The sequence below is a fragment of the Streptomyces sp. UH6 genome, from assembly GCF_013421635.1.
GTDB lineage: Bacteria > Actinomycetota > Actinomycetes > Streptomycetales > Streptomycetaceae > Streptomyces > Streptomyces abyssomicinicus.
Genome location: NZ_JACADT010000749.1, coordinates 1 through 2,815, shown reverse-complemented (window position 1 = coordinate 2,815; position 2,815 = coordinate 1). Strand labels below are relative to the sequence as shown.

General features: G+C 71.6%; 1 protein-coding gene. It reads left to right on the top strand.

What is annotated here, in order from left to right; all coding sequences use genetic code 11:
• A partial coding sequence (locus HW445_RS25245) for an ATP-binding protein (RefSeq protein WP_180223220.1) occupies positions 1 to 2,128 on the top strand: 2,128 nt, incomplete at its 5' end.
• Positions 2,129 to 2,815 lie beyond the last annotated feature (687 nt).

Below are 2,815 nucleotides of genomic sequence, written 5' to 3'. Positions count from 1 at the left end.
CGGCGCGGCCGGTTGGGCGGCGGCCGCGACGGCCGCCTACCTGGACCGCGTCCCCGCGGCGTTCCGCAAGAGCCTGCCGGGGCGAGTCCTGCGCGCGCAGTCCGCGCACCACCTGCTGCTGGCCGCCGCCACCGGGGTCAGCCTGACCGCCGGCGCGACGCAGGGACTGGCCGGGGCCGACCTCCTGGCCCTCGGTGTCCTGGACCCGCTGTCCCTGACCGGGGCGGTGTCCGCCGCCTGGTGGGCCACCCAGGGATACGCCGCCTGGCGGCTCCGCAGGGTGCTGAAGAAGTGGCAGCCGAAGGGAAAGACCGCCGTCGCCAAGATGAAGACGGAGCGCGTCGACCCGCTCATCGCGGCGATCCTGTCGACCTGGTCGACGATCGCGGCCGACGGGCAGCCCGCCATCGGGCACCGCCTCACCAGCATCCAACTGTGGCCCGGCAGCCACTGGGAAGCGGAGATCACCACCGACGGGCGGCCGGTCGCCGAGAGCCTGGAACGGCCCATCAGCGCCGCCTACGGGGCTCCCGTCGTCACCATCAGGCCGGGCGTCCACGCCGGGCACGCGCTGCTGCGCGTCGACCTGGTGGCCCGCCCGGAAGGCCCGTCCGCGCAGGGCCTGGCGGGCATGTGGCAGCGCGTCGCCGACAGCCTCCCGGCGTTCAAGGGCTCGCGGGTGGTCCTCGAGGAGCAGACGCCGTTCGGGCCGGAGGGCATCGTGGAGGCCGCCGAGTCCGAGGTCCTGCCCGCCGAGGTCGACCGTGAGGCCCTCGCCCGCAAGCTCGGCAAGGACGCGGGCACGGACATCTCCTACGAGCGGCAGAACGCCGGCAGCGCCGTCATCCGCGTGTTCGACACGCACCCTCTGCGCTCCGGGCAGGCGGCCGCAGACCCCGGCATGATCGGCGGCTGGGCGGCTCTGGGGATCCACCCCGACGGCGACGAGGCCCGCGTCCAGCTCTGGGACAAGGCCAGCGCCCGCCACCTCCTGGTCGCCGGCGTCTCCGGCAGCGGCAAGTCGGTCCTGCTGGACGCCATCATGCACGCCGCCGTCCGCGGCGGGATGGTCGTCATCCACGGCGACCAGAAGGGCGGATCGTCGGACTACGCGGGCAGGATCGGCGCCTGGACCTCGGACAGCATGCAGGCCATGCGGCTCGGCTACGCGCTGGCCCGCCACCGGGCCACCTGGCCCGAGCGCCACGGCCGCCCGTGGTCCGTGCACGACGGGCCGCGCGTGCTCCTGGTTCTCGATGAGGTCAACCTCCTGTCCTCGCAGGGCGCGAACGGCGCCCCCGAGGCGTGGGGCATCGCCCCGTACCTGGCCACCCAGCTCCGCGCGCTCGGCATCAGCGTGGTGATGGCCGGCCAGGCCGCCAACGCCGACGAGATGTTCGGCACCAAGACCCGCGACAACCTGATCCTCAACGGCGGTGCCGTGCTCTTCAGGACGTCGGAGCTGCAGGCGCGGGTGCTGGACCACCCGATCCTGCGGGAGTGCCGCCCCTCGGAGATCCCGCAGTACTGGGATGCACCCCCGGCCGGACTGCGCTCCCAGCGCGCCGCGTTCGACCCGAGCAAGTACGAGAGCACCGCGGGCCTCGGCTACGTCACCCGTGGCGGCGCCCCGGTGCTTTTCCGCGGCTACGCCCCGGCGGTCGACCTGCGGTCCATGCACCCTGAGGACCGTGAGCGGTGGCTCGACGGGCACCTCGCCGGGGACATCGCCGCCGACCGGCCCGAGGTCCAGCAGCTCGCCCAGGAGTGGCCGGACTGGGAGCGACGGCAGCACATCGCGATGACCGCCGTCGACCTGGCCGACCTCGACACCCCAACCGGCCAGACCCCCACCAGCGGCACCACCGTCTCGCCGGTGTCGGTCCCGCCGGCGCCGCTGCGGGAGCCGACCGCGCTGGAGCGCATCGTCGCCGCCCTCGAGGACGCCGACCCCGTCGACGGCATGCACCGCGACGACATCGCCGCCATCGCGGCCGTGTCCGGCAACACCCTCAAGAACGAGCTCGCCGCCGCGGTGAAGGCGGGCCGCGTCGTCCGGGTCTCGCCCGGACGGTACGCGCTGCCCGAGACCAGCACCGACGACATCGCCGACGCCGACAGCGAGTGAACAGCGCAGCACCACCCAGCCCCGGACACCGCGTGATGCTGCCGGATCGGATCCGGCCCGGGGCACGCGTCTGAACGGAACGTGGGGATTCCGCTTACGCCGTCAGGCCGTCGGAAGCCGTGATCGTTGGACCTGTTGGGTCCCGGTGGAGGCGACTGTATCTGTGGCCCAAATCACTTTTGAGCATTCCTGAGTAAATAGGTTGTAAGGGTATTTTCTTCTCTGCTTGCTGCCTTGGATCGTCGGGTCGTACCTTCCTCACCGCCCATGCCGGTTGCAGTGAGGCGAGCTTGCCCGGGAACGATCGCGGGCTTCTGAGCGCTTGCTGTTGGCGTCGCCTGCCTTCCGGTTGGGCTGTGACCGCGTCCTCGCGACATCTGCAGCCATGCCAGCGTGCAACCGACAGCGGTGGTCTTGGCGAGCAGGTTGCGCTGCTCCCTCGTCGGGCAGTGCGCGGTCGTAGGTGTCGTAGGTATCGCCGTGCCTACCCAGGCCCAACGAACGCAGCAGGTTCCGTGCAAGGGGCAGGGCACTTCTGTGCTTCCTGGCCTGATCGCTGAAGCATGACGAAGGCGCGGAAGCCCTTCTGGCATCCCTGGGGTGGGTAGCGATATAGATCGGGAACGGTCACGCTGCCGAGGCACCTTCGGCCTGCTAGCGAGATCCTTCCTTTGTGGGTCTAAGGGG